Raw genomic sequence first — 21,299 nt, 5'->3', positions numbered from 1 at the left:
CTTACCATGGCGTTAATAAAGCGTTACTCACCTTAAAGGAATGTATGAAACCTTATATTTTGCCGCTGTTATTGCCTCTCAGCCACGTTGCACTTGCTGATAATAAAAACGATGATGCAATAGAAACCATAACAACCACCGCATCACGTACAGAAGCACTGGCTACACTCTATCCGCTCACTATTAGTACCTTATCTGAAGCGCAGTTAAATAGCATTGCACCTACTCATGTTGAAGAGTCGTTACAACGTATTGCAGGTGCTAACGTACAGCGCGGAAATGGGCAAGAATACCTACCGGCACTTCGCTCGCCGGTGCTCTCTGGCGCGGCAGCCTGTGGCGGCATACTAACCCTTGAAGATGGCATTCCACTGCGTGCTGCAGGCTTTTGTAATATTAACGAGCTTTTTGAAGCGCATAGCGAAATGGCGCAGCGTATTGAAGTATTAAAAGGGCCGGGCTCTGCACTGTATGGCTCAAACTCCGTACACGGTGTAATTAACGTAATAACACCTGATACAACCCAAGGCGGTGGATTAGTCGGGCTTGATTATGGCTCATACGGGTATGCCCGTTATAAGCTTCGCGCTGGGCAAGACTACGGCAACAGTGGTATTGGCATAAACGCCAGTGTTACCGACGATACCGGTTACCGCGATGATGAAAGCGTTAAACAGCAAAAAATAAATATTCGTCATCGTTTTGAGCACTCAAACCTATTACTTACCTCTGGCCTTACATACACAAATTTAGATCAGCACACTGCGGGCTTTATTACGGGTTTTGAAAGCTATAAAAACGAAGACATAGCACAGCAAAACTTTGACCCCGATGCATTTAGAAAAGCCCGCTCATTTAGAGCGTGGAGCAACGCCCAGTGGCAATTAAAAAACGGCAATGTGCTTTCTATTACGCCTTATGTGCGCGACCAAAGCATGGACTTTTTTAAGCATTTTTTACCTGGCACCCCGCTTGAAACCAACAGTCAAACAGGCATAGGTGTGCAATCGCTTTATCAACATAACTTGCAAAGTAATGTAAAAGTAAACCTAGGGCTTGATGGCGAATACACCCGCAGCGATTTTACTCAAAGCCAAAACGAGCCAACTCAAGGCTCTGCATTTTTAGTAGCCACAGTACCGCAAGGCAAACACTACGATTACGATGTAAACGCAACCCTGCATGCGCCGTTTGCATCAGTTGAGTGGCAATTAAATAAATGGTTTATTAGCGCCGGCCTCAGGTATGAGCATATGCAGTACGATTACACTAATAATATGCTCACAGGGCGCACAACAGAAGACGGCACAGAATGTGGTTTTGGCGGTTGTCGTTATAGCCGCCCAGCCAGTGGTAAAAATAGTTTTAGCAATACCTCACCTAAATTTGGCGTGAGCTACAAGGTCAACAAAAACAATACGCTATACGCTAACTTTTCGCGTGGCTACCGAGCGCCGCAAGCGGCAGAGCTTTACCAATTACAACGCGAGCAAACCACCGCCGATTTAAACCCCGAAATAGCCAATAATGCCGAGCTTGGCTTAAAAGGATATTACAGCAATGTAAGTTACGCATTAGCTGTGTATGCTATGAGCAAACACAATACTATTTATCGCGATAGCGACTTTTTTAACGTTAACGATGGCAGTTCACGTCACAGAGGTATTGAGCTTGAAGTAGATTATGCATTAAGCAAAACGCTTAACTTACAATTTGCAGGTACACATGCAAAGCACACGTATACCAATAATCAGTTAATTAATGGGCTAAATATAAACGGTAACAACGTAGACACCGCGCCTCGCAATGTGGCTAACCTTGATTTAACTTGGCAAGCCTTTAATAACCTAGCGCTTGCACTGCAATGGCATAGCGTAAGTAGTTACTATACCGACCCAGAAAACCTACATAGTTACGAGGGGCATGATATTTTAAGCTTGCGTGCAAAGTGGCAAGTTACCAATAATTTAGAAGTGCTTGCACGTATAATTAACCTTACCGACGAAGCTTACGCAGAGCGTGCTGATTACACCAGCTTTACTGGCGATAGGTACTTCCCTGGTAAACCGCGTAAAGCCATGCTTTCAGCTATGTACACGTGGTAAAACCATGTATAAAGGTTAATTTAAATCGCCCATATATTTAGTGGGCGATTTTCCCATTACCTTTTTAAACATAGTTATAAACGCACTCACCGATTCGTACCCCAATAATGCCGACACTTGCTGTACACTTTGTCCATCTGATAGTGCCTGCAGCGCTGTAATTATATGTAATTGCATTCGCCACTTACCAAAGGTCATACCGGTTTGCTTTTTTATAAGCCGTGCCAACGTACGTTCGGTTAAAGCAAAATCGTGTGCCCATTGCGCAAGGGTTTTACGATTATTTGGCTGTGCGAGTAACTGCAGCCCCATTGCTTGAATAACCGCATGCTTAGATAACACAAAGTCGAGCGGCTGGGCGGGCATTTCAATTAATAAATCAAACAGTACCTGAGCTAAACGTGCTGTTTTAGAGTCTTCATTATAGGCTTGGTGTTCGCTTGCTAGTTTTAGCATTAAACTTTTTACCAGCCCCGTTATTGCTAATGTACAGGTATGCTGTGGCATGCCGTGCTTATTGGCATCAATAAATACAAAACACAATTTGGCGTTATCAGATGCGCGATTGCTGTGTAAGGTATTTGCAGGTACCCAAATAGCACTGTGCGTTGGCACCATCCACATTTTGTTAGCCGCTTCGCAGGTTACATAACCATCAAGCGCTAAAATTAGCTGCCCCTTAGGGTGAGTATGTAACGGGTATTCTTTGCTGCCTTGTGCGGTATCTACTTTGGCAATTATAGGCTGTACCATGTGCTCGTAGTTTTGTAAGTATCCCCACCCTTTAGGCTCAAACATATTTTGTCAGTTTTTAGTTATTTAATGTCAGTATAGCTAAATTATAATACTGCTGATTTGTTTATACTAGCGCCAATAATTAGCTAATTTATTTTGTAATAATGACTCACACACCTCACAGTAATGCTGGTATGTCGCGCTTTTCAAGCGTATTGCTTGTAATAGGTATTTTACTTATTGCTGCCAATTTACGTGCGCCTTTTACAGGGGTTGCCCCTGTGCTTGAACAAATAATTGCGCATTTTAATTTAACCGCTTCGCAAGCAGGCTTTATTACCACATTACCGCTAATTGCCTTTGCCGTTATATCGCCTATGGCTGCAAGCCTGGCTAAACACCAAGGGCTTGAGCGGACATTGTTTTTTGCTGTATTTTTAATATTACTGGGTATTGCTGGGCGGGTGTTTAATTCGTCAATAATGCTGTTTGTTGGCACTGCCATTATTGGTGCGGGTATTGCTATAGCTAACGTTTTATTACCGAGTTTAATAAAACGTGACTTTGCCGCAAAAGTCGCCGTTATGACCTCAGCTTATGTACTTACTATGGGCGTTACATCGGGTGGGTTTTCAGCGTTAGTTTACCCGCTTAGCCAATATGAAGGCTTGGGCTGGCAGTTTGCATTAGGGGCAAGTGCACTTATTACAATCACCACTTTAATTGTATGGATGCCGCAATTAAATAAACACACAAAACCGGCACAAACTGCACAGGCCTCAACACTTAATAAAAGCGTATGGCGCTACCTACTTGCTTGGCAAATTACACTATTGCTAGGTTTAAATTCGTTTTTAAACTACATCATCATTACGTGGCTGCCGGGCATTTTAACCGAAGCAGGCCAAAGCGCTACGCAATCAGGCGCGTATCATGGTGCTTTTCAAATTGCGACCGCCATACCTGGGCTTGTGCTTATACCTTTGCTAGGAAAATTAAAAGATCAAAGTGCGCTTAGCTTTATACTTGCATCACTGAGTGCGTGCTGTGCGCTAGGGCTACTTTATATGCCAAGCTTTGCATTAGTGTGGACGCTACTACTTGGCTTTAGCTCGGGGGCGTGCTTTATTTTAGGGCTGTCGTTTATTAGCCTACGTACCGATAACTCCACGCAAGCGGCTTCGCTTTCGGGTATGTCACAAAGTATTGGCTATTTGTTGGCGGCTATTGGCCCTATGGTAGCTGGGGCGCTACATACAAGTACCGGCAGCTGGAGTGCGCCGCTTTGGTTATGTGCAGGTGCAGGTGTGTTATGTGCTACATGTGGATGGTTTAGCGGCAAAAACACCACGCTTAACAATAGTTAACTTACTAGCTGCTGTAACCATGAAAACAAGCCCGTTGCTGGCTTTTTTGCGGGGCGATGCTTTTGCTCAAAGCGCTTATTAGCAGCTTGTCGTTGTTCGCGGCGCAGCTGTGCTAAATTAGCTTTTGCAGCAAAACGCAAACGCTGCTCTTGGGTTAGTTCGTCATTAAAGTTAATGGCTGACTTTTTAACTGCTCGGCTGCTTTTCGGTGAACTACACATATTTTTCTCCAAATGACTGTCTTATAAATAGACAGTCATTTGGTTAAAAAAATTTCAATTAATAATATTTGCTTATCATTTTATGCTGTTTAGCTTTTAGCACACCTCATTTAATACGGCGAGGTAGAGCGACATGCTTCTATCTCATCGCGAGTCGGTTTTTTTAAAAATTTAACGCTGTGGCTCTTTTCGTCAATTTTAACTATATCCATAACGGCCATTTTTTTTAGCCAACCAAACATAGGTAAAAACTGCCATTTTTTTGCAAAGGTGTTGGCGTTATTACAAATATCTTCAGCGTAGTTTATAGGTGGCGTAAACTTGTCGTGGTATTGGTGCAGTACCCAATCATCAATGTAATTAAGCTTTATGTTGTTAACTTTACACTGCATAGCAAAGTCGGTGTCTTCAGCGCCGTAACCAATAAATTGCTCATCAAAGCCATTCACTTTATTAAAGTCACGTTTATTAATCGCAAAAATTAAAGACCAAAAAGTTAAAAAATCTACATTTTCGTTTATAGGCAGGTTTTTGCGTTTTGGATGATCCACAGCCTCCTCTACTAATAGCTCGTAGTTACCATTACAAGGCACATACGGTAAATACTTTGCCTTGGCACTTACCACTAATTTATGGGTTAATTTAGTCAGTAAGCTTTCAAAAAGTGTGGGGGAGCAAATACAGTCTACGTCTATGAAGATAACGTTATTTTGCTGGGCATTTTTAACTCCAGTATTACGCGCTTTAGCAAGGGGTAAACCTGTGCTTTGCATATATACATTTTTGGTTAAAAAAGACGTGGCTGGGGTAACATTGTGGCTGTTTTTTTCATCCATCCACACCACCACCATATCGGCTGGGCGCAGCGTACTATTTTCTATACTATGAATAAGGTTAGCAAGTTGCTGGTGACGCCCTTTTACAATAGTAACGACTGAAAATTTATGGCTCAATTGCAACCTCCTCAACTAACGTAATAAATTCGCTAATAAACTGTTCTGTATCACTTATTATTTGTGTTTTACTCATTTGGGTTTTTCTTGCATCAATTAATGCGGCCTCTATTAGGGCATTGTTTTGCTGTAAAAACGCTGAAAAAGGTAAATGCACGGCAAGATTATTTTTAGCTAACATACACGCTTTTTCATCTTGCTCTTGGTAGGGTCGGTTTTCGGGTATAACAATCAGCTTTTTTCCCAGTGCTAACAACTGTGATACTGCATTATTGCCACCACTTGTAACTACAACGCTTGCAGTAATCGCTTGGCTTATATTAGCCACCATCCCTTTATAAGTTACTCCTTTAATAGGCTCGCCGTGGCAGCCAATAACCTCAACGTGATCTGTGTAATTAGTAAGTACACGTGCAATTAATGCCGCTCTTTGGGCATCTGTTATTAGCAAAGTAATATGATTGCCAAAGCCTGTTTTTGAGGCGCTTTCACTACCTGTGTATTTTGATATAAACCCCAGGTAATGGGTTTTATTAAAATAGCCGTAGTGAGGTGTTTCTAGCTGCTTTGGGTACGGGGCGTATAATTTAGTCGCGCATTCATAGGCAAACACTTGAGTAGGGTCGCCACTAATATCACCCGAATGGCGCTGCATTAAAACAGGTATACCAATACTTCTGGCCATAATAGTGAGTTCGGCCGATACATCACTTATAAATAATACCGGTTTGTATTGCTGCGCTAATAAGTTAAAAGTTATAGAGCGCTCAAGTGGCGCTTCGCTATATTCTATTCCTTCAAACGCTGCGTTATAGCTCCTTTGCACTGAGTTTTGCTCTGCCCATTTTGAAGGCAGCTTTTCGAAAACGCTCCGCTTACACACTTTATTTAAAGCCATTTTGACTTTTATATCACCATAGAGCACCACTACGTTATAGCTATTTTGAAGCTTATTTATAAGTAACTCAGCGCGTGTAATGTGGCCCGCGCCATGATGATGAACATAAAAAAATACAGTCGGTAAATTTGGCTCATAATTTGTCTCATATAAGTGCTGCATATTCGGCCTCATAATTTGAAACAGTAACGTTAAAGTCGAAGTTTTTAGCAAATGATTGGCACGCTTGCGGCGTTATTTTGCCCAGCTTTTTAATGGCTGATACAGCTTCATCCACATTGTTTAGTGCGGTGCACACATTAGAAAATCGCAATTCTTCAGGTATGGCTGTTTTAAAGCCTACAACCGGTATGCCATGAGCTAGCGCTTCAATGGTTGTTAGGCCAAAAGGTTCGTGCCACTTAGAGGTGGCTAAAAATAAGCGAGATTTAGCAAGTTCTGCAAATAACTCATCATGTTTTAAATGCCCTAAATAACAAATGGAGTCTGTAAGTAAGGGTTCGACTTTAGCTTTAAAATATTCTTCATCTTCAATGGGGCCAGCTATAGATAAATTGCGCTGTAACTTTTGCGCTATTTGAATCGCCGATACTAGGTCTTTTTCGGCGTTAATACGCCCCATCCAAAACAAATCATGGGCTTTATTTTCCTCTAGTACGCATTCCCTTTTGGGCATAGTAACGCCATTTGAAATCACTTTAATTGCGCTACCAAGCTGAGACTCCCACTCTTTACACAACCGGTTAGACACGGCTATATAACGATGATCGCTACGCGCTTTATGCAGCTTATGTATTAAGCCAAGCTTTGGTGATACAGGGGCATGTAAAGTAATCATGCTTTTTATATTGTGCAGTAATGCAACATCATAAATCGCATGATAATAACTGTGGTAATGCACCACGTCGTAATACGAATTATCTATTAGCGCAAACTGGGCGGCCTGATACAGTTTTTGGCCTTCTTCTTCTGTCGTTATGTTGTCTTTCTTGCGCAGGGGGGATTCATCTAACTGTAAAATGTTAAACTCGTTTTCTTCATCAGCGTCTTTACACAACACATCAACAGTGTGCCCTTTTTTACAAAGTGCGTTAGCTAAATTAGCAACAAAGGCCTCTGTCCCCCCCTTAAAAGGTTGTCGCAAAGAAACTATAGGGCTTGCGACCATTAGTATTCTCATGCAATTCTCCCTAATATGTTGCTATATTCGCTGCACATTTTAGCTATAGGGAAATTACGCGCGCTTTTAATTACATCATTTTTATTTAACGAAAAAGAAGCTTCAAGCGCGGCGGCTAAACTGTTTACGTTATTGCCTTTAGCCAGTACGCCTGCCCCTTCACTGACTATTTCAGCAAACGCACCGCGATTAAACGACACCACTGGCGTACCTGTTGCCATAGCTTCTAAAGTAGAAAGCCCAAATGGCTCATCCCAGCGGGTGCCAAATACAGCAGCTTTGGCATTTGCCAATTGGAGTTTAATACTGTGGTGATCAAGATGCCCTAAATAGCTATCGCAGGGCCTTAGCAAAGGCCGTACTACATCATCCATATAGTGTTTATCTGCGATGGGGCCGGCAAATTTAATAGCAATACCCATTTGTTGCGCTGTAGATATTGTTATATCAATGCCCTTACTCGGTAATATTCGGCCATAAGTAAACACATAATCTTGAGGGTTCTTTGTTACCTGCCAACGTTTAAGGTCTATGCCATTGTAAGTAACTTCTACTTTGTCGTTTATAAAGGGCTTCCACGCCTCAGCTAAAGAATGCGACACTGCGGTGAAGTGTATAAACGGCGAGTAAGAAGCCAGCCCCACAACCGCTTTAAGTTTTGAATAAGGCGGCGTATGTAATGTGGTTAACATGGGAATGTTATGTTTACTGGCCCACAATATGGGGATGGGATTAAGAGAGTTATTATGTACTACGTCAAACTGCTCTTTAGTTATATCGGCCATTACCTTGAGCATAAAATCGTTCTCAACTATATCGGGATATTGTTGATATTGGCTGTTATCTATCTGAAACGATTTTAAATTACAGTTAACCTCGCTGTCTGGGTGAGCATATAAAGTAACCTCAGACACTGATTGGTAGTATTCAACCAGTGCACCAGTAAAGGCTTCTAGCCCACCAGCATAGGGCGATTTAATAGGAAATCGAGGGTGAGCTATAATCGCAAGTTTCATACTGCAAGCTCCTCGCGTCCGTGCGGCTTTTTATACAAAAGAACCAATGGCGCTTCCTTTTTGCTTTTTGCAGTATACATTTTTTTCATTAACTGCCAATCACTGCTTGGCGCTGTTTCAAAGGGTAAAAACTCTAATAAAGAATCTTTTTTAAATATTATGCTTTCCAGCGGTCTTTGATAGGTGCGATCTACTTTCTTTGTGTTATCAAAGTAATAAGGAGTAAAAACAAAGTCCTCTTCAAAGCCTTCGTTTATTAGTTTAAAAGTGTGCTTTTCATCAAATACGTCATCATCTGTACGAAAAACCACAAAGTCACTCAACGTAGCTTGTAGCCCCACGTTATAAGCCGCAAACCGACAGTTTAGCTGGTGATCAATATAAATGATGTTTGGGTCAATCGCCTTTAACCTTAGGCGTAAATTATACCTTTGTTTGTACTTTTGCGTTGAATTATCAACAATGGTTATGATGCAGTTACTGGCGTATTTTTGTATTTCTTTAACCCGATCTATAACACCTTCATTGCAGTGGTAAGTTACTAACACAATGGCAGTTTTACAGTATCTTTTGCTTTTCATTATTCTTCCTTAGCCACATTTTTATTTAAAACCGCTTTAAACAAGGGCATTAATTTCCGTATCTCTTACACTAATAAATTAAGCGCTAACTTTTGTAATCGTTAAAATAAGCACTTAATTGCTTTAAGCGCAGCTCTAAGGCTAATTTTTCAGAGAGTTTCCAGTGTGGTAGTTTTTTTAAACGTGATTTGGCCGCTTCTAATTCAGCCCCCACTTCGCTTGTAGATAAAATTCTCATTTGTTTCACCTCATAATAAATATGCAGTCCATAAGAATTTATCAGCAAATAACAAGCCAAATAGGTACAGATAAAAATCAAACATTTATTAATAGATATCAGTAGCTTATATTTTAAAAATGGAAAGGCGTTTTTATAAAGGGGGGCATAGGCATATATTTCAATAAAATATGAAAATAATTCACAAAGCGCTTTAGCTTATAAATACTTAATCACTCGCGTTAAAAAAACGCTCTAAAGCAACAATAAACAGATTTAAATATAAAGAAGAATACAAAAGGAAGGGGAATTTATATGTCTGCTAGTGAGACTCTCCCACTAGCAAGGCATGGCTAATAAGTTGTTTTATTTACTCAGCGCCCATTGCGCTTATGATTGAGGCGTAGTTTCAAAAGCCGGCACTTGGTGTAAATCGTTTAGCCATGTAAGCGTTGATTGCGACCAAATTTGCGCAGCTGGGGTAAATTCATCACGCTGATCAACGGCCCCTATGCGCAGGCCGTACACTCTATCGGCTTTTGCTTCGTTGGTTGCGTAAAGTGTAGTGCCGCACGTACCACAAAAACCTTGTGCGCGTTTATTACCGCTTTGTGCTGTCTTAACATACTCTTTTGGCTCGCCTTTAGTAAATACCACCGAGTTTGGCTCAGCCATAATTACCGCTCTAAATGGCCCACTCGACATGCGTTGGCAATCGCTACAATGACATACAAGTACGTTATTATTTTGCGACTGAGCTTGGTATTTAATTTCACCACAATAGCAACTTCCGGTAATTTTCATTTTACTCTCCTTGAGCATGTTTAAAGGTGCTTAACCTAAATAAGCTATAATAATTTTAGGTAGTTCTTGCGCGTATTGCTGCGCCGATAAATCACAGGCTATCGCAGGGGTTAAATCGTGATACAGCACTTTATCAAGCAATGAGCTGACAATTAAAAATACTGCCGTACCTGCCGCCGCCTCGCTCACTTTGGTATCTGTTTGGCTAATTAGTTGCGCTAACCGCTGATAAATTACTCGCCTGTTTATGTGTTTATCACTGCCTAATAACTCACTGTGTAAACGCGAATTTAAATGCAGGGTTCTAAATACCCCCTGCTGTGATGATAAAAACACATAGGTTTTATGGCATAAAGTGTTAACTACATCGTCTAAGTTTTTATAGTGCTGCGCCTCAAGCTCACTTACCCAGTTATCTAATGCAATACCAAAGTCTTGATACAGCATAGGCAGCAGCGACTCTTTATTTTTAAAGCGACGGTAAAACGTACCTACCGACACCTCGGCGTAATCGGCCAGCTCTTTTATACTTATGTGCTCAAAAAACTTACTTTTTAAACTGTGATGCAGCGCTTTTACTAGTTTTTCTTGGGTTTGTTGGCTGCGTTGTTGCTTTGGCGCCAAAAAAGGGGGTTCAGACATAAATTCAAACATGTTGAGTTGTAAGCGCACGTACTGTGCAGCTTGTTAATATAAACAACAATACCCAGCCAGCAATTACATTACTCGCTGGGTAGTTATGTCGTTATTTTTGGCTATTTAAATAATCTACCGCTAATTGGCTAAGCGCTTTGGTACCCACTTTAAACGATGACTCATCGGCGTAAAAATAAGGTGAGTGGTTACTTGCTACCGTTTTTAAGTCTTGATCGTCAGGCGTACCACCTAAAAACACAAATACACTCGGTATTTCTAGGGCATAAAACGAAAAGTCTTCTGCGCCGGTTATTTTACCCATTTCTTGCACGTTTTGTTTACCGGCTGCTTTTTCAAGGCTAGGTAACATTTGCGCAGTAAGTTCAGGGTTATTAACCGTTACCGGGTAACCTTCGTGAATATGCACATCAGCCGTAGCCCCCGATGATTTAGCAATATGCGTAGCGGTTGTTTTAATATTTTCAAAGATTTGCGCGCGATTATCCATATCAAAATTACGAATAGTGCCAACCATTTCAACTTCTTCAGGAATAATATTATTACGCACACCACCCGCTATTTTACCAAACGACACAATAGCAGGCTCTTTGGTTATATTAACTTGGCGGCTAACAATATGGTTAACGCCCGTTACAATTTGCGCAGCGGCAGCAATAGGGTCAACGCCTGTCCACGGTGCTGAACCGTGCGCTTGGCGACCGTGTACAGTTATTTCAAAGCGATCGGCACTGGCCATAAACGGCCCACTTCGATAGCCAATTTTCCCAGTATGTAGGCTCGATGTAATATGCAGGCCAAATGCTACGTCAGGTTTATATTTTTTAAATATACCTTCTTTAAGCATTAGCTCTGCACCGCCCTCTTCGCCTAAAGGTGCGCCCTCTTCAGCAGGCTGAAACACAAACATGATGTTGCCATGCAGCTCATCTTTCATATTTGCTAATACTTCGGCTGCGCCCATTAACATAGCTACGTGCGTGTCGTGGCCACAAGCATGCATTATGCCTACATCAACGCCACGGAAATTTGTGGTTTTGGTTGATTTAAATGGCACATCTGTTTTTTCTGTTACCGGTAGTGCATCCATATCGGCGCGTAGCATTACTGTAGGGCCAGGCTTTGCGCCTTTTAATAACCCCACAACACCTGTATAAGCAATCCCCGTTTGTACTTCCATACCCAGCGACTTTAAGTGCTTAGCTACGATATCTGCTGTACGAGTTTCGCGATTTCCAAGCTCAGGGTTTTGATGAAAATCACGTCGCCAATCAATAATCTGTTGCTCTACCTTTTTCACTTGCTGATCAATGTTTGCATTGGCATTAAACGCACTAAGGGCAGCAAAGCCCAGCGCTACTGAAATTAGTGATTTTTTCATCCTGTTTGTCCTTATTATATTTATTGGTTTTATAATATTGATGAGCACGAGCTCTTATGTATTATTGAAAACACAATTAGTTCGCTCTATAACCACTATTACTGAAGGCTCTACAATAATCAATTCCATTTAAGCTAGATGCCCAACTATGGGGGGGCAACTTCACTTTTCACTGGTTTTACTATTTTTAGTTTGAATATTTAGCGCTAATTAAACCTACCATTTTGGTTTTTATTGATCTAAAAATGACATTGAATAGTCAACCAACGCACGTAAAGTGAGTTTTAATAAGCGTGGTGGTGAATAGAAGAAGTTAACAAGTAATAGGCTTGGTACATAATTGCTATTCAAACTATAAAAATAAAAATAGCAATGTAGAACCTCCCCTTATGTTGGGGGTAATTATTTAAATGCGTTAGCATTTTTTATGCTGTCAAAATCATTAAAGCGCACGTTGTGTTGCGCCATTACTTTAAGTATTTTCTCACTTAACATTTGACGTAAATAAAACGGCTGATTTGGCACAAAGTGATGAATGGTATGCGTTTTACCAAAGTTAAAACAAAACAAGTGAAACGGCATAAATAAACGACTCGTTAGTACATGTGTTTGTTCAAGCATATTATTAACGCCGCCATAGTAATGCATGCTTGAGGTAACAAAATTAAGCGAGCTTGAACGAATAATATTAGGCACTATTAGCACCACCATTAAAAATTCAAACACGTTCATTGTGCTTAACAACCAGCTAGGCGAATTTAGCGAAAGTGGTATAAATAAATCAACGAAGTGAAACACAATAACACTATATAAAACAGTAAAATACGCAGTCGCTATCGGAAACCCCGCATTAAAAACACTCGAAAAATTAAAGCCATTAATTTATTTTTCTAAAACGTTTAGTAGAAATAACTAACCCTAATAACCCACCTACAATAACTAGCGCACGTAAAAATGGGTTTTTAATACCGCTACCTACCAAGCGCTCTTCTAAGTCTTGTTGTGTGCCTGAGGTTTTGTGATGGTGTAAATGCATTTTACGTCGGTACCATGAGCTAATAGTATTTGGCCGCATTAACCATACTGTTAGCATCATAAAATTATGCATAAACGGCTGGTTACTAAAGTATTGTTTATGTATAAGATCGTGTTCTAACTCATGGGAAATAGACGCAGCAATAGCCGCTAGCACTATACACACCCAAGCAGGTATTATAGTCAAATAATATAAAACCCCAACGCCAATAAGTACACTCAGCGACAGCAATAAAATGATCAACCCTAAGGTATTTTGATGGGCAAGTAATGGATACTTTTGACGAAGTGATGCTTCCTCTGCCTTGATAGCTTTTACAATCGCTTGAATATTTTGCTTGGCAGTTAATTGGCTCATATATAATGTCTTAAAAACTTTGTTGTACAAATAATATCTGAATTAAGCGCAACATCGGAATAAAGCGGGAATAATTATTATAATGCGCTTACTTATTAACAGACCTGTTCATTAGGTTGTAATTTATAAGTGCAGTTGTATTGTAACAACCACACCTAGAAACTAAATATTAGGGCTTGCTACCAATTTAAAAGCCATGCTGTACAAAAGTTTTAGCTTTCGCTTTGTATGCCTGAAATTGCTGGGCGCTTTAATTGTGTATTTAGAGGTAAGTAACACGCTATTGCCCCAAGAATTACTACAAATATTAAGGTAGTAAGGAATAATACTAACTGAGTTAACGTAGGTACTGTATTAGCTATATTTTGTGATTGCTGTTGCAGTAAAAATAAAATACCAACACTTAATAAAACCCCTATTAAAATACCAGCGCCACTTTGCTTAAATACTAACAAGAATAAATCTAACGGTTTAGCGCCTATACATAAACGAATACCAATTTCAGCGCGTCGTAACTGCACTGAGTAACGCATAATACTCACCAAGCCAATGCTGGTTAATACTATTGTCGCAACAATTAGCATTATCGTTGTAGCTGATACAACGTATTGTCGAAACAATGCAGTATCACGCTGAGAATTTAGCGACTCAAGTTTATGCACTGAAATACCTGTATCTATTTTTTGCAATAATGTATTGAGCGTTTGCTTTTTTAATTGTTGATTATTTTTAAGCTCTACAATAAATGAGCGATACCCTTGACGAGTCAAAAAGGCTTTTGGCTCTTTTAGTGCTTTACCTGGAATTGGCATCGCCTTAACTATACCTATAATTGTTAAGTCGTTTTCACGACCAGATGTAATATCAAAACTTAAGCGCATCCCTAACGCATTACCATCACTTGATAGCTGCTTGGCAAGTACATCATTGATAACAATAACATTGGCGTCACTTTTAATATCTTCAGTTGAAAAACTACGCCCTTGTAGTATGGGTTGTTTAAGCACTGAAAAATAATGCTCGTCAACGGCTTTACCAAACGGGAGTACCAATTTATTGTTCGCGACTTCAATGAGTGACCAGGTAATTAAATTATCATTGATAGGTGAGGATGAACGGCTAACCTGAGCGACTTCTGGCAATAACGCTATTTCATTAGCAGCTTGATTTAGTACTTGGTTTGCCTTTTCTCTGTCTGCTGATAAATAATTAGCTAAATTAATTTCAATACTCGTGAGTTGCTTAATTGGCAGAGTAAAAGCATCGTTTATATTTGCATTATTAACATTAAAAATTAAGAGATTAATAAATAATAAAGTACATGTGATGGCGACCTGAAATGCCACCAAACTTTGCCAAATACGCTTACTTACCTGTACAGTTTTACCTTTTCCTGCTGACTTTAAGCCACCGATTAGTTGACGATAATTAATAATACGCGTACACAAATAGGCAAATAGAGTGCTCAGTATTAAACAGCTCAATACCGCAATAAGTACTGAGGCCATATTAACCGATAACTCACTTGCTCGAGGTAATATGGCCTGAGCTAAATGACTCAACTCAGCCAAAATAACAGCGGATAAAGTAAGGCCTATAAAGCTTGCACTTCCTATTAATAATACAATTTCAAGCCAAAATTGTTTAAACAAAATAAACCGTGTTGCGCCTACGGCAGCACTTAGTGCTAAGGTATGCTTACGCGCAGCTGTACGAACAATAAATACATTACTAATGTTTACACACGCAATAATAACCAAACCTAGCACAGCTAAAATAAGCCAATAAATATTTTTAGGCGTTTCTTTTAATATCACATTTTGCAGTGGATTAAGCTCAAGCTGAATATGCCAACCGGAAAAAAATGCCTCTGCTGTAATATGTTGTTGCCACACACTATCAACATACTGAGATAGCTTTTTACTGGCTTGAACTAAATTTGTATTGCTTGGTAATTTAGCAACAAAATGACTGTCTGAATAACGATTCCACCAAAAAGGTTTGGCTTCTTCAGATGTTAAATTGTAATCCCAAGGCAGCCATATAGCCGTTTCTTGGCCAGTTTTAATAAGAGCTGGAGCTTTAAAATTGGCAGCAGCTACACCAATAATTTTAAATTGCTGCCCTCCTACTCCCAGCCTTTGCCCAATAATATCTTCTTTACCAGCAAAGTCATTTATCCATGTTTGATAGCTGATCACTGCTACTGGGTTAAAGCTGTCTAATTTCTCTGTTTCACTAAAGCCTCGACCTAAATGCAACTTAATAGCAAATAAATCAAACCACTGCGGTGTTACAAATGACGTATTCACGATGGGTAAGCCAGCTACATCATCAAGGCGTTGTTGTGCGTAATACACCAAAGCGACTTGTTCAAATACGTTATGATTTTTATATAAATCAATTAGCGCAGGGTAATTAAATGCACGCGTATTAAGCGTCCCTGTTGAGTCTATTTGAGCGTACTCAGCTTTAACTAATCGCGTTTGTTCAGGGTAAGGGAGTGGCTTTATCAGCATAATATACGCAAGCGTTAGTACTGTAATTAACGCCGCCAAAACAATGCTCAAGGTTGCAACAACACTTACACTATAAATTTTATGCTGTGTGATATTAAGCAATGCACTTTTAAAATTGTAAGTCATTACCTCACTCCTTTGAGTAACTGATTAATCGCGGTTTTTGTTTTAAATATTTTCATCTTATTCTCGCTGATAAAAACCTATCTAAGCGTTTAGTGGCTCTTTTACCGCTATTTCACCAAGTAATTCACCATCAAGAAGCTTTAGCTGACGACTTGCCATATCGGCATAGCGAGGATCATGAGTGACCATGCAAATAGTTGTTCCCCCATTATTTAAGTCAGTCAATATTTGCATTACTTGGTCACCCGATTTTGAGTCAAGATTACCTGTTGGCTCATCCACCAGCAAAATTGTGGGCTCCGCCACCAAGGCACGCGCTATGGCAACACGTTGCTGCTGACCACCTGAAAGCTGGCTTGGTTTATGGCTCATTCGATGCCCAAGCCCTACTTTTTCAAGACATGCTTTTACTTTTTCAGCAATCTCATGCTTGTTTGGTTTAGAGTGATGGTAGCGAAGTGGCAATGCCACATTATCAAATACATTTAGTTCATCAATTAGGTTAAATGACTGAAAAATAAAGCCTATTTTAGCGTTTCTAATCTCAGCAGCTTGATTCAACGTCAGCTTAGAAACATTCACACCATCAATAAAATATTCACCACTCGTTGACATATCGAGTAAACCTAGGATTGATAATAATGTTGATTTTCCGCACCCAGATGGCCCAGATATAGACAAATATTCACCGCTGTAAACTTTCAATTCAATACTGCGCAGCGCATAAGTTTGCAGCTCATCAGTTTCAAATACCTTACTAAGTCCTTTCATTTCTAGCACGGCACTCTTAAGGGCTTTATTTATTTGCTCTGCCATTGTATTCATCCTTAATTTATGTGAATTGTTTGGTTAGTTTGAGTAAGGTTGGCTAAATCTGAGATTATCAACTGCTGGTCAACAGCTACACCACTTAACACTTCAATATAACGTCCAGCTAAACGACCAAATTTCACTTTAACTAAACTTGCATCACCTGATATTGGATTAAGCTGATATAGCGCAACTTCGGTATATGGTTTAACGTTTGCAGGGCGCTCTATGAAGGTAACATTAGCGAGCTTTGCAACAATAATATTTGCATTAACACTTAGTTGCGGCCTCACGTTTTCGGGTAATATCTTAGGCAAAGCAAGCTCTACTTCTACCGTATTATTAACGACTACAGGGCTTATACGCGTAACACGCGCATCTACTATACCTCGGCGTGTATCTACTTGTGCAACTTGGCCTAAGCTAATATCATCAACCTGATTTTGCGGAACTTGAATCAAAGCAATTAAACTATCAACCGAGCCTATTAATGCAATTTCTTGCCCCGCATTAACGCTTTGTCCAAGCTCCACAGGTAGGCGCTGTAACACACCATTTATTCCTGCTTTTATTGATAAATTAGTAAGCTTTGTTTGTGACATAACAACAATACCTTGCTGCTGTTTTATTTGCTCCAACTGAATACTTTGCGCCTCTTTATGTACTTCTTTTAACTGCTCTGCACGCTGCTTAGCAATGGCCAATTGCTGGTTAAGTTGCTGCTCGTCAAGCACACTACGTTGGTAATTTAAGGTTGATACAATCCCTTGCTCAACAAGGGCTTTTTCTGCCTTTAATTTTAATTTGGCATTTTCATACGCTGCATAACTTTGTGCCACATGGGAGCGCTCATTTAACAGCTCGCGCGTATTATTAAGCTTTATTTGGCGCAAGTTCGCATTCAATTTATTAAGCTCTTGCTCAGCACTTTGTAACTGTTGATCTAGTTCAGGGTTTGCAAGTTGCACTATTACGGAGTCACTACTGACAATAGCGCCAGGCTTTAATAAAATAGCTTTAACTGTGGCTGCTGATTTAGCTGTAAGCAACTGCTGCTGTGCCGATTTTAATTCTCCATAACCCGTCACTGTAATGTCTAATACACTTTGCTTTACCGTTTCAACAATAATATTACTACGCGGAACTGATACTCCAGATTCGTTACTTTGTTGATAAATAACCCCAATTATCACAATAACAGCAGCGGCTAAAATTAATTTATGCCAAACAGCTAACGCTTTTGTGTTTGTCGTTTTTGCTATATCCATATTTCACTGCTTAATACTTTGTATGTTTAAGGTATAGCGAAACACGTGCCAACATTAAAAACTAAATAAATACATGAGATTAACTACAATATTACTTACTTTATCTAATAAATAGCTGCAATAGCGGACTCCTCAGTGCCAATTTGAAACTCACAGCCCTAATTTGCAAAGTTATATTTTTATTAACCTCCTTCGCAGTGCCGAAACCGAACCATCACAGTCCGATTTCGGACTAATGCATGGATATTTAGCCCTGTTTAGTTAATAACAGCTTGAAATTCAATAAATAAAAATCACTGGCATAGAAATCGCTTTACGCTACAATAATTTAGCTTATCCCTTTTACTTGGAAGTTTATGCCTGCCACTATTTTGATCATCGAAGATAGCCCCGAAATTCGTCTAAGCGCGCGATTTATTTTAGAAGATAGCGGTTATATGGTGCTTGAAAGCAGTGATCCTTTTGAGGCACAGGCATTGCTTGAAACAGACCAGGCTGTGAATCTAATTTTACTCGATATGAATTTCTCGCGCGATACAACGTCTGGTAATGAAGGGATGACTTTTTTAAAGTACTTACAAAAAAAACAATTAACTATTCCTGTAATAGCAATGACAGCTTGGTCAAGCGTTGACTTAGCTGTACGTGCAATGCAACAAGGGGCATGCGACTTTATTGAAAAACCTTGGCAAAATCAGCGACTATTAAAATTACTTCAGCAACAGCTAACACTTAATGATCTCACTAAGAAAAATAAAAAGTTACAGCAGCAATTAAGCGATCATCCTTCACAGCCTTTTATTTATAACTCAATAGCAATGCAACAACTGATTGGGCAACTAGCAAAAGTAGCAAAAACTGATGCTAATATTTTACTAACCGGAGAAAATGGCACAGGTAAAAGTCAGTTAGCCCAATGGATCCATCAACAATCAGCTCGTAAAACTCAGCCTTTTATTGCAGTAAATATGGGCGCAATTGTAGAGTCGTTATTTGAAAGTGAAATGTTTGGGCATAAAAAAGGGGCATTTACAGATGCCAAAAGTGAACGTATTGGTCGCTTTGAACTAGCTGAGAATGGCAGTTTATTTCTAGATGAAATTGCTAATATTCCACTCCCGCAACAAGCTAAATTACTGCGAGTGCTTGAAAGTCAAGAATACGAAATGGTAGGTGCAAGTTACACTAAAAAAGCTAATGTTAGGCTGATAAGTGCGACCAATGGGGATTTTAGTAAACTCATCGCTAGTAGCGCATTTAGGGAGGATTTATATTACCGATTAAATACGCTTGAATTTGTTATTCCACCATTACGAAAACGTGTAGAGGATATAATCCCACTATGTGAGCACTTTATAAGTCATCACGCCAAAAAGTATAACCATAATTTAATAAAGCTTACTGATTGTGCCAAACTTGCATTATTACACTACTCTTGGCCAGGCAATGTACGTGAGTTAAGCCACATTATTGAACGTGCTGTTTTATTAGCAACGACAGATACCTTAAATGCGACTCATCTTAATCTAAATAGTAATCAAGCTAATAATACGCTACCGTTAATGACCCTAGAAAGCGCTGAACGCCAACTTATTGATCTAGCATTAAAACAAACTCAAGGTCACATTCCTAACGCTGCAAAGTTATTAGGGCTAGGTAAATCATCTATGTACCGTCGTCTTGAAAAGTATGGCATTGCGGTATGAAAGCACGCTGGCTTTTTAGCTCTTCATTAGAGCGCAGTTTAATAAGCTTTGCTGCACTAAGCGGTTGTTTATCTGCACTTGGTTGCTACTTCATTAGCCAATATTTTACCTTGTCGACAGCAACTTCAGTAGCAATTGCAGTGCTTTTTTTAGTTATTTATTTTAAGTTATTTATGAGTACTTATAACAGAGTTATAAGTAGCTTTAATCGTAACCATGCTCACCTAGATGCTATTTTGAATGAGGATTATAACCAACTCGTTAAACCAAGCTATCAAGGCGGAAGCATCAAGCAATTACAACAAAGCTTAATTACTTTGAGTGAAGAATTATTTAAAAATAAATCACGCTATGATCAACATGTATTTTTGGTTTATCAACTAATTGAGCACTTTAATGTGCCAATAATGGTGCTCGATCAAAACAACAAACTAAGTTATGCCAACAACGCATACAGTGAATTTAAAAATACGCCATGGCAAACTATACGCTACTCAAGCGCAGAGGCATTAGGACTTATAAAGCGCGATGCTCATTGGCAACTTAGCGATGCGATTACTGCGCAGCAATGGCAAATACGCCACAGTGAATTTATAGAGCAAGGCAGTTGCCATCAACTTATTGTAATGATTAATATCACCTCTGCTCTTCGCGAAAACCAACTACAAGCATGGCAACAAATAATTCGCGTACTTGGCCACGAAATTCGTAATTCGCTCACTCCGGTGATTGGTATGGCCGAAAACCTCGCGATAAAGCTTACCGAGCCACGTCAGGCCCAAGCGTTAAACGTAATAAGTGAGCGTTGTAATTACCTAAATGAGTTTGTAACCCGCTACGGTGATATAAATAAAGCCCTTTCACTGAGCATTATTACGATAGACAGTCAGGCTTTTTTCAATCAAGTTTGCGCTATTTACCCTGATATTGAGTTTACCCAAAGCATTAACTGCCCAACTTTTAATGCCGATCGCACACTTTTACATCAAGTAATTATTAACCTGATAAAAAATGCCATAGAAGCCAGCTCCAGCCCGGTTAAAATAGCATTGAAAATTAGCACGCAAAACTCGGTAAACTGCATTACCATCTCTGACAACGGACATGGCCTTGCAAATCCAGATAATCTATTTGTACCTTTTTATACCACTAAACAACAAGGCCAAGGCATTGGTCTCAGTTTTTGTCGTAACGTGATTGAACAACACAAAGGCAGTTTGAGTTTAGTAAATAGAGATGACAGAAAAGGCGTCGTAGCTACAATTTTACTGCCAATATAGTAGATTTAAGCAACTGCGAAACTTCGTTTCGGTTCACTCTCACCCGGCAGGCGGACTATAACTTATATTAGCGCCACTCTGAGTG

Annotated in this window: 18 protein-coding genes and 1 pseudogene; 4 read left to right on the top strand and 15 right to left on the bottom strand. The window is 39.7% G+C overall.

The window, feature by feature from the left end; all coding sequences use genetic code 11:
- Positions 1-44: 44 nt before the first annotated feature.
- Positions 45-2,105: a TonB-dependent receptor gene (locus VOI46_RS03475; protein WP_004588493.1), complete on the top strand. Its 2,061-nt coding sequence runs from the start codon at positions 45-47 to the stop codon at positions 2,103-2,105.
- A gap of 15 nt (positions 2,106-2,120) precedes the next feature.
- On the opposite strand, the gene VOI46_RS03470 is transcribed toward VOI46_RS03475, so the two are convergent.
- On the bottom strand, positions 2,121-2,903 hold the full coding sequence (locus tag VOI46_RS03470; protein ID WP_004588492.1) for a helix-turn-helix transcriptional regulator: 783 nt from the start codon (positions 2,901-2,903) through the stop codon (positions 2,121-2,123).
- Positions 2,904-3,004: 101 nt separating this feature from the next.
- On the opposite strand from VOI46_RS03470, the gene VOI46_RS03465 reads away from it, so the two are divergent.
- On the top strand, positions 3,005-4,207 hold the full coding sequence (locus VOI46_RS03465) for an MFS transporter (protein WP_051063436.1): 1,203 nt from the start codon (positions 3,005-3,007) through the stop codon (positions 4,205-4,207).
- Here the strand turns inward: VOI46_RS03465 and VOI46_RS03460 are convergent.
- The 14 genes and pseudogenes from VOI46_RS03460 to VOI46_RS03395 form a co-directional block, all read right to left on the bottom strand.
- Positions 4,204-4,428 carry a hypothetical protein gene (locus tag VOI46_RS03460; protein ID WP_004588490.1) on the bottom strand — a complete coding sequence of 75 codons (225 nt, stop codon included), beginning with the start codon at positions 4,426-4,428 and terminating at the stop codon, positions 4,204-4,206. The genes VOI46_RS03465 and VOI46_RS03460 overlap by 4 nt on opposite strands.
- A gap of 110 nt (positions 4,429-4,538) precedes the next feature.
- Positions 4,539-5,381 (bottom strand): glycosyltransferase family 2 protein, encoded by an 843-nt coding sequence (locus VOI46_RS03455; protein ID WP_324738173.1) that lies wholly within the window; start codon positions 5,379-5,381, stop codon positions 4,539-4,541.
- A complete protein-coding gene (locus VOI46_RS03450; RefSeq protein WP_004588488.1) occupies positions 5,371-6,441 on the bottom strand; it encodes a glycosyltransferase in 1,071 nt (356 codons plus the stop codon). Before VOI46_RS03450 ends, VOI46_RS03455 begins: the two co-directional genes overlap by 11 nt.
- A complete protein-coding gene (locus VOI46_RS03445; RefSeq protein ID WP_004588487.1) occupies positions 6,425-7,459 on the bottom strand; it encodes a glycosyltransferase in 1,035 nt (344 codons plus the stop codon). Before VOI46_RS03445 ends, VOI46_RS03450 begins: the two co-directional genes overlap by 17 nt.
- Positions 7,456-8,475 (bottom strand): glycosyltransferase, encoded by a 1,020-nt coding sequence (locus tag VOI46_RS03440; protein WP_004588486.1) that lies wholly within the window; start codon positions 8,473-8,475, stop codon positions 7,456-7,458. Before VOI46_RS03440 ends, VOI46_RS03445 begins: the two co-directional genes overlap by 4 nt.
- The gene (locus VOI46_RS03435; protein WP_004588485.1) at positions 8,472-9,056 is read right to left on the bottom strand and encodes a glycosyltransferase; all 585 of its coding nucleotides are present in this window, start codon (positions 9,054-9,056) and stop codon (positions 8,472-8,474) included. The genes VOI46_RS03440 and VOI46_RS03435 overlap by 4 nt, the downstream gene beginning before the upstream one ends.
- A gap of 85 nt (positions 9,057-9,141) precedes the next feature.
- Positions 9,142-9,294, bottom strand: coding sequence for a hypothetical protein (locus tag VOI46_RS03430; RefSeq protein WP_024031649.1), 153 nt, complete (start codon positions 9,292-9,294; stop codon positions 9,142-9,144).
- A 369-nt stretch (positions 9,295-9,663) separates the two neighbouring features.
- Positions 9,664-10,077 (bottom strand): GFA family protein, encoded by a 414-nt coding sequence (locus tag VOI46_RS03425; protein ID WP_004588484.1) that lies wholly within the window; start codon positions 10,075-10,077, stop codon positions 9,664-9,666.
- Positions 10,078-10,107: 30 nt separating this feature from the next.
- Positions 10,108-10,719, bottom strand: a complete 612-nt coding sequence (locus VOI46_RS03420) for a TetR/AcrR family transcriptional regulator (protein ID WP_039972322.1) — start codon at positions 10,717-10,719, stop codon at positions 10,108-10,110.
- Positions 10,720-10,822: 103 nt separating this feature from the next.
- Positions 10,823-12,112 (bottom strand): M20 family metallopeptidase, encoded by a 1,290-nt coding sequence (locus tag VOI46_RS03415; RefSeq protein ID WP_004588482.1) that lies wholly within the window; start codon positions 12,110-12,112, stop codon positions 10,823-10,825.
- A 402-nt stretch (positions 12,113-12,514) separates the two neighbouring features.
- Positions 12,515-13,505 (bottom strand): annotated as a pseudogene (locus VOI46_RS03410) (fatty acid desaturase).
- 212 nt (positions 13,506-13,717) lie between these two features.
- On the bottom strand, positions 13,718-16,150 hold the full coding sequence (locus VOI46_RS03405; RefSeq protein WP_004588481.1) for an ABC transporter permease: 2,433 nt from the start codon (positions 16,148-16,150) through the stop codon (positions 13,718-13,720).
- 81 nt (positions 16,151-16,231) lie between these two features.
- The gene (locus VOI46_RS03400; RefSeq protein ID WP_004588480.1) at positions 16,232-16,966 is read right to left on the bottom strand and encodes an ABC transporter ATP-binding protein; all 735 of its coding nucleotides are present in this window, start codon (positions 16,964-16,966) and stop codon (positions 16,232-16,234) included.
- 11 nt (positions 16,967-16,977) lie between these two features.
- On the bottom strand, positions 16,978-18,228 hold the full coding sequence (locus VOI46_RS03395; RefSeq protein WP_004588479.1) for an HlyD family efflux transporter periplasmic adaptor subunit: 1,251 nt from the start codon (positions 18,226-18,228) through the stop codon (positions 16,978-16,980).
- A gap of 356 nt (positions 18,229-18,584) precedes the next feature.
- On the opposite strand from VOI46_RS03395, the gene VOI46_RS03390 reads away from it, so the two are divergent.
- Together VOI46_RS03390 and VOI46_RS03385 are read left to right on the top strand one after the other, a co-directional pair.
- A complete protein-coding gene (locus VOI46_RS03390) occupies positions 18,585-19,934 on the top strand; it encodes a sigma-54 dependent transcriptional regulator (protein WP_004588478.1) in 1,350 nt (449 codons plus the stop codon).
- On the top strand, positions 19,931-21,214 hold the full coding sequence (locus tag VOI46_RS03385) for an ATP-binding protein (RefSeq protein ID WP_004588477.1): 1,284 nt from the start codon (positions 19,931-19,933) through the stop codon (positions 21,212-21,214). The genes VOI46_RS03390 and VOI46_RS03385 overlap by 4 nt, the downstream gene beginning before the upstream one ends.
- Positions 21,215-21,299: the final 85 nt, after the last annotated feature.

The sequence above is a fragment of the Pseudoalteromonas sp. CuT4-3 genome (genome assembly GCF_035666335.1).
GTDB classification, from domain to species: Bacteria; Pseudomonadota; Gammaproteobacteria; order Enterobacterales; family Alteromonadaceae; genus Pseudoalteromonas; species Pseudoalteromonas atlantica.
This window is presented reverse-complemented; position numbering and strand designations above follow the sequence as displayed.

Coding starts and splice junctions, on each gene's coding strand:
- VOI46_RS03475 (WP_004588493.1), top strand. CDS start 45: ATGAAACCTTATATTTTGCCGCTGTTATTGCCTCTCAGCCACGTTGCA.
- VOI46_RS03470 (WP_004588492.1), bottom strand. CDS start 2,903: ATGTTTGAGCCTAAAGGGTGGGGATACTTACAAAACTACGAGCACATG.
- VOI46_RS03465 (WP_051063436.1), top strand. CDS start 3,005: ATGACTCACACACCTCACAGTAATGCTGGTATGTCGCGCTTTTCAAGC.
- VOI46_RS03460 (WP_004588490.1), bottom strand. CDS start 4,428: ATGTGTAGTTCACCGAAAAGCAGCCGAGCAGTTAAAAAGTCAGCCATT.
- VOI46_RS03450 (WP_004588488.1), bottom strand. CDS start 6,441: ATGCAGCACTTATATGAGACAAATTATGAGCCAAATTTACCGACTGTA.
- VOI46_RS03445 (WP_004588487.1), bottom strand. CDS start 7,459: ATGAGAATACTAATGGTCGCAAGCCCTATAGTTTCTTTGCGACAACCT.
- VOI46_RS03440 (WP_004588486.1), bottom strand. CDS start 8,475: ATGAAACTTGCGATTATAGCTCACCCTCGATTTCCTATTAAATCGCCC.
- VOI46_RS03435 (WP_004588485.1), bottom strand. CDS start 9,056: ATGAAAAGCAAAAGATACTGTAAAACTGCCATTGTGTTAGTAACTTAC.
- VOI46_RS03430 (WP_024031649.1), bottom strand. CDS start 9,294: ATGAGAATTTTATCTACAAGCGAAGTGGGGGCTGAATTAGAAGCGGCC.
- VOI46_RS03425 (WP_004588484.1), bottom strand. CDS start 10,077: ATGAAAATTACCGGAAGTTGCTATTGTGGTGAAATTAAATACCAAGCT.
- VOI46_RS03420 (WP_039972322.1), bottom strand. CDS start 10,719: ATGTCTGAACCCCCTTTTTTGGCGCCAAAGCAACAACGCAGCCAACAA.
- VOI46_RS03415 (WP_004588482.1), bottom strand. CDS start 12,112: ATGAAAAAATCACTAATTTCAGTAGCGCTGGGCTTTGCTGCCCTTAGT.
- VOI46_RS03405 (WP_004588481.1), bottom strand. CDS start 16,150: ATGACTTACAATTTTAAAAGTGCATTGCTTAATATCACACAGCATAAA.
- VOI46_RS03400 (WP_004588480.1), bottom strand. CDS start 16,966: ATGGCAGAGCAAATAAATAAAGCCCTTAAGAGTGCCGTGCTAGAAATG.
- VOI46_RS03395 (WP_004588479.1), bottom strand. CDS start 18,228: ATGGATATAGCAAAAACGACAAACACAAAAGCGTTAGCTGTTTGGCAT.
- VOI46_RS03390 (WP_004588478.1), top strand. CDS start 18,585: ATGCCTGCCACTATTTTGATCATCGAAGATAGCCCCGAAATTCGTCTA.
- VOI46_RS03385 (WP_004588477.1), top strand. CDS start 19,931: ATGAAAGCACGCTGGCTTTTTAGCTCTTCATTAGAGCGCAGTTTAATA.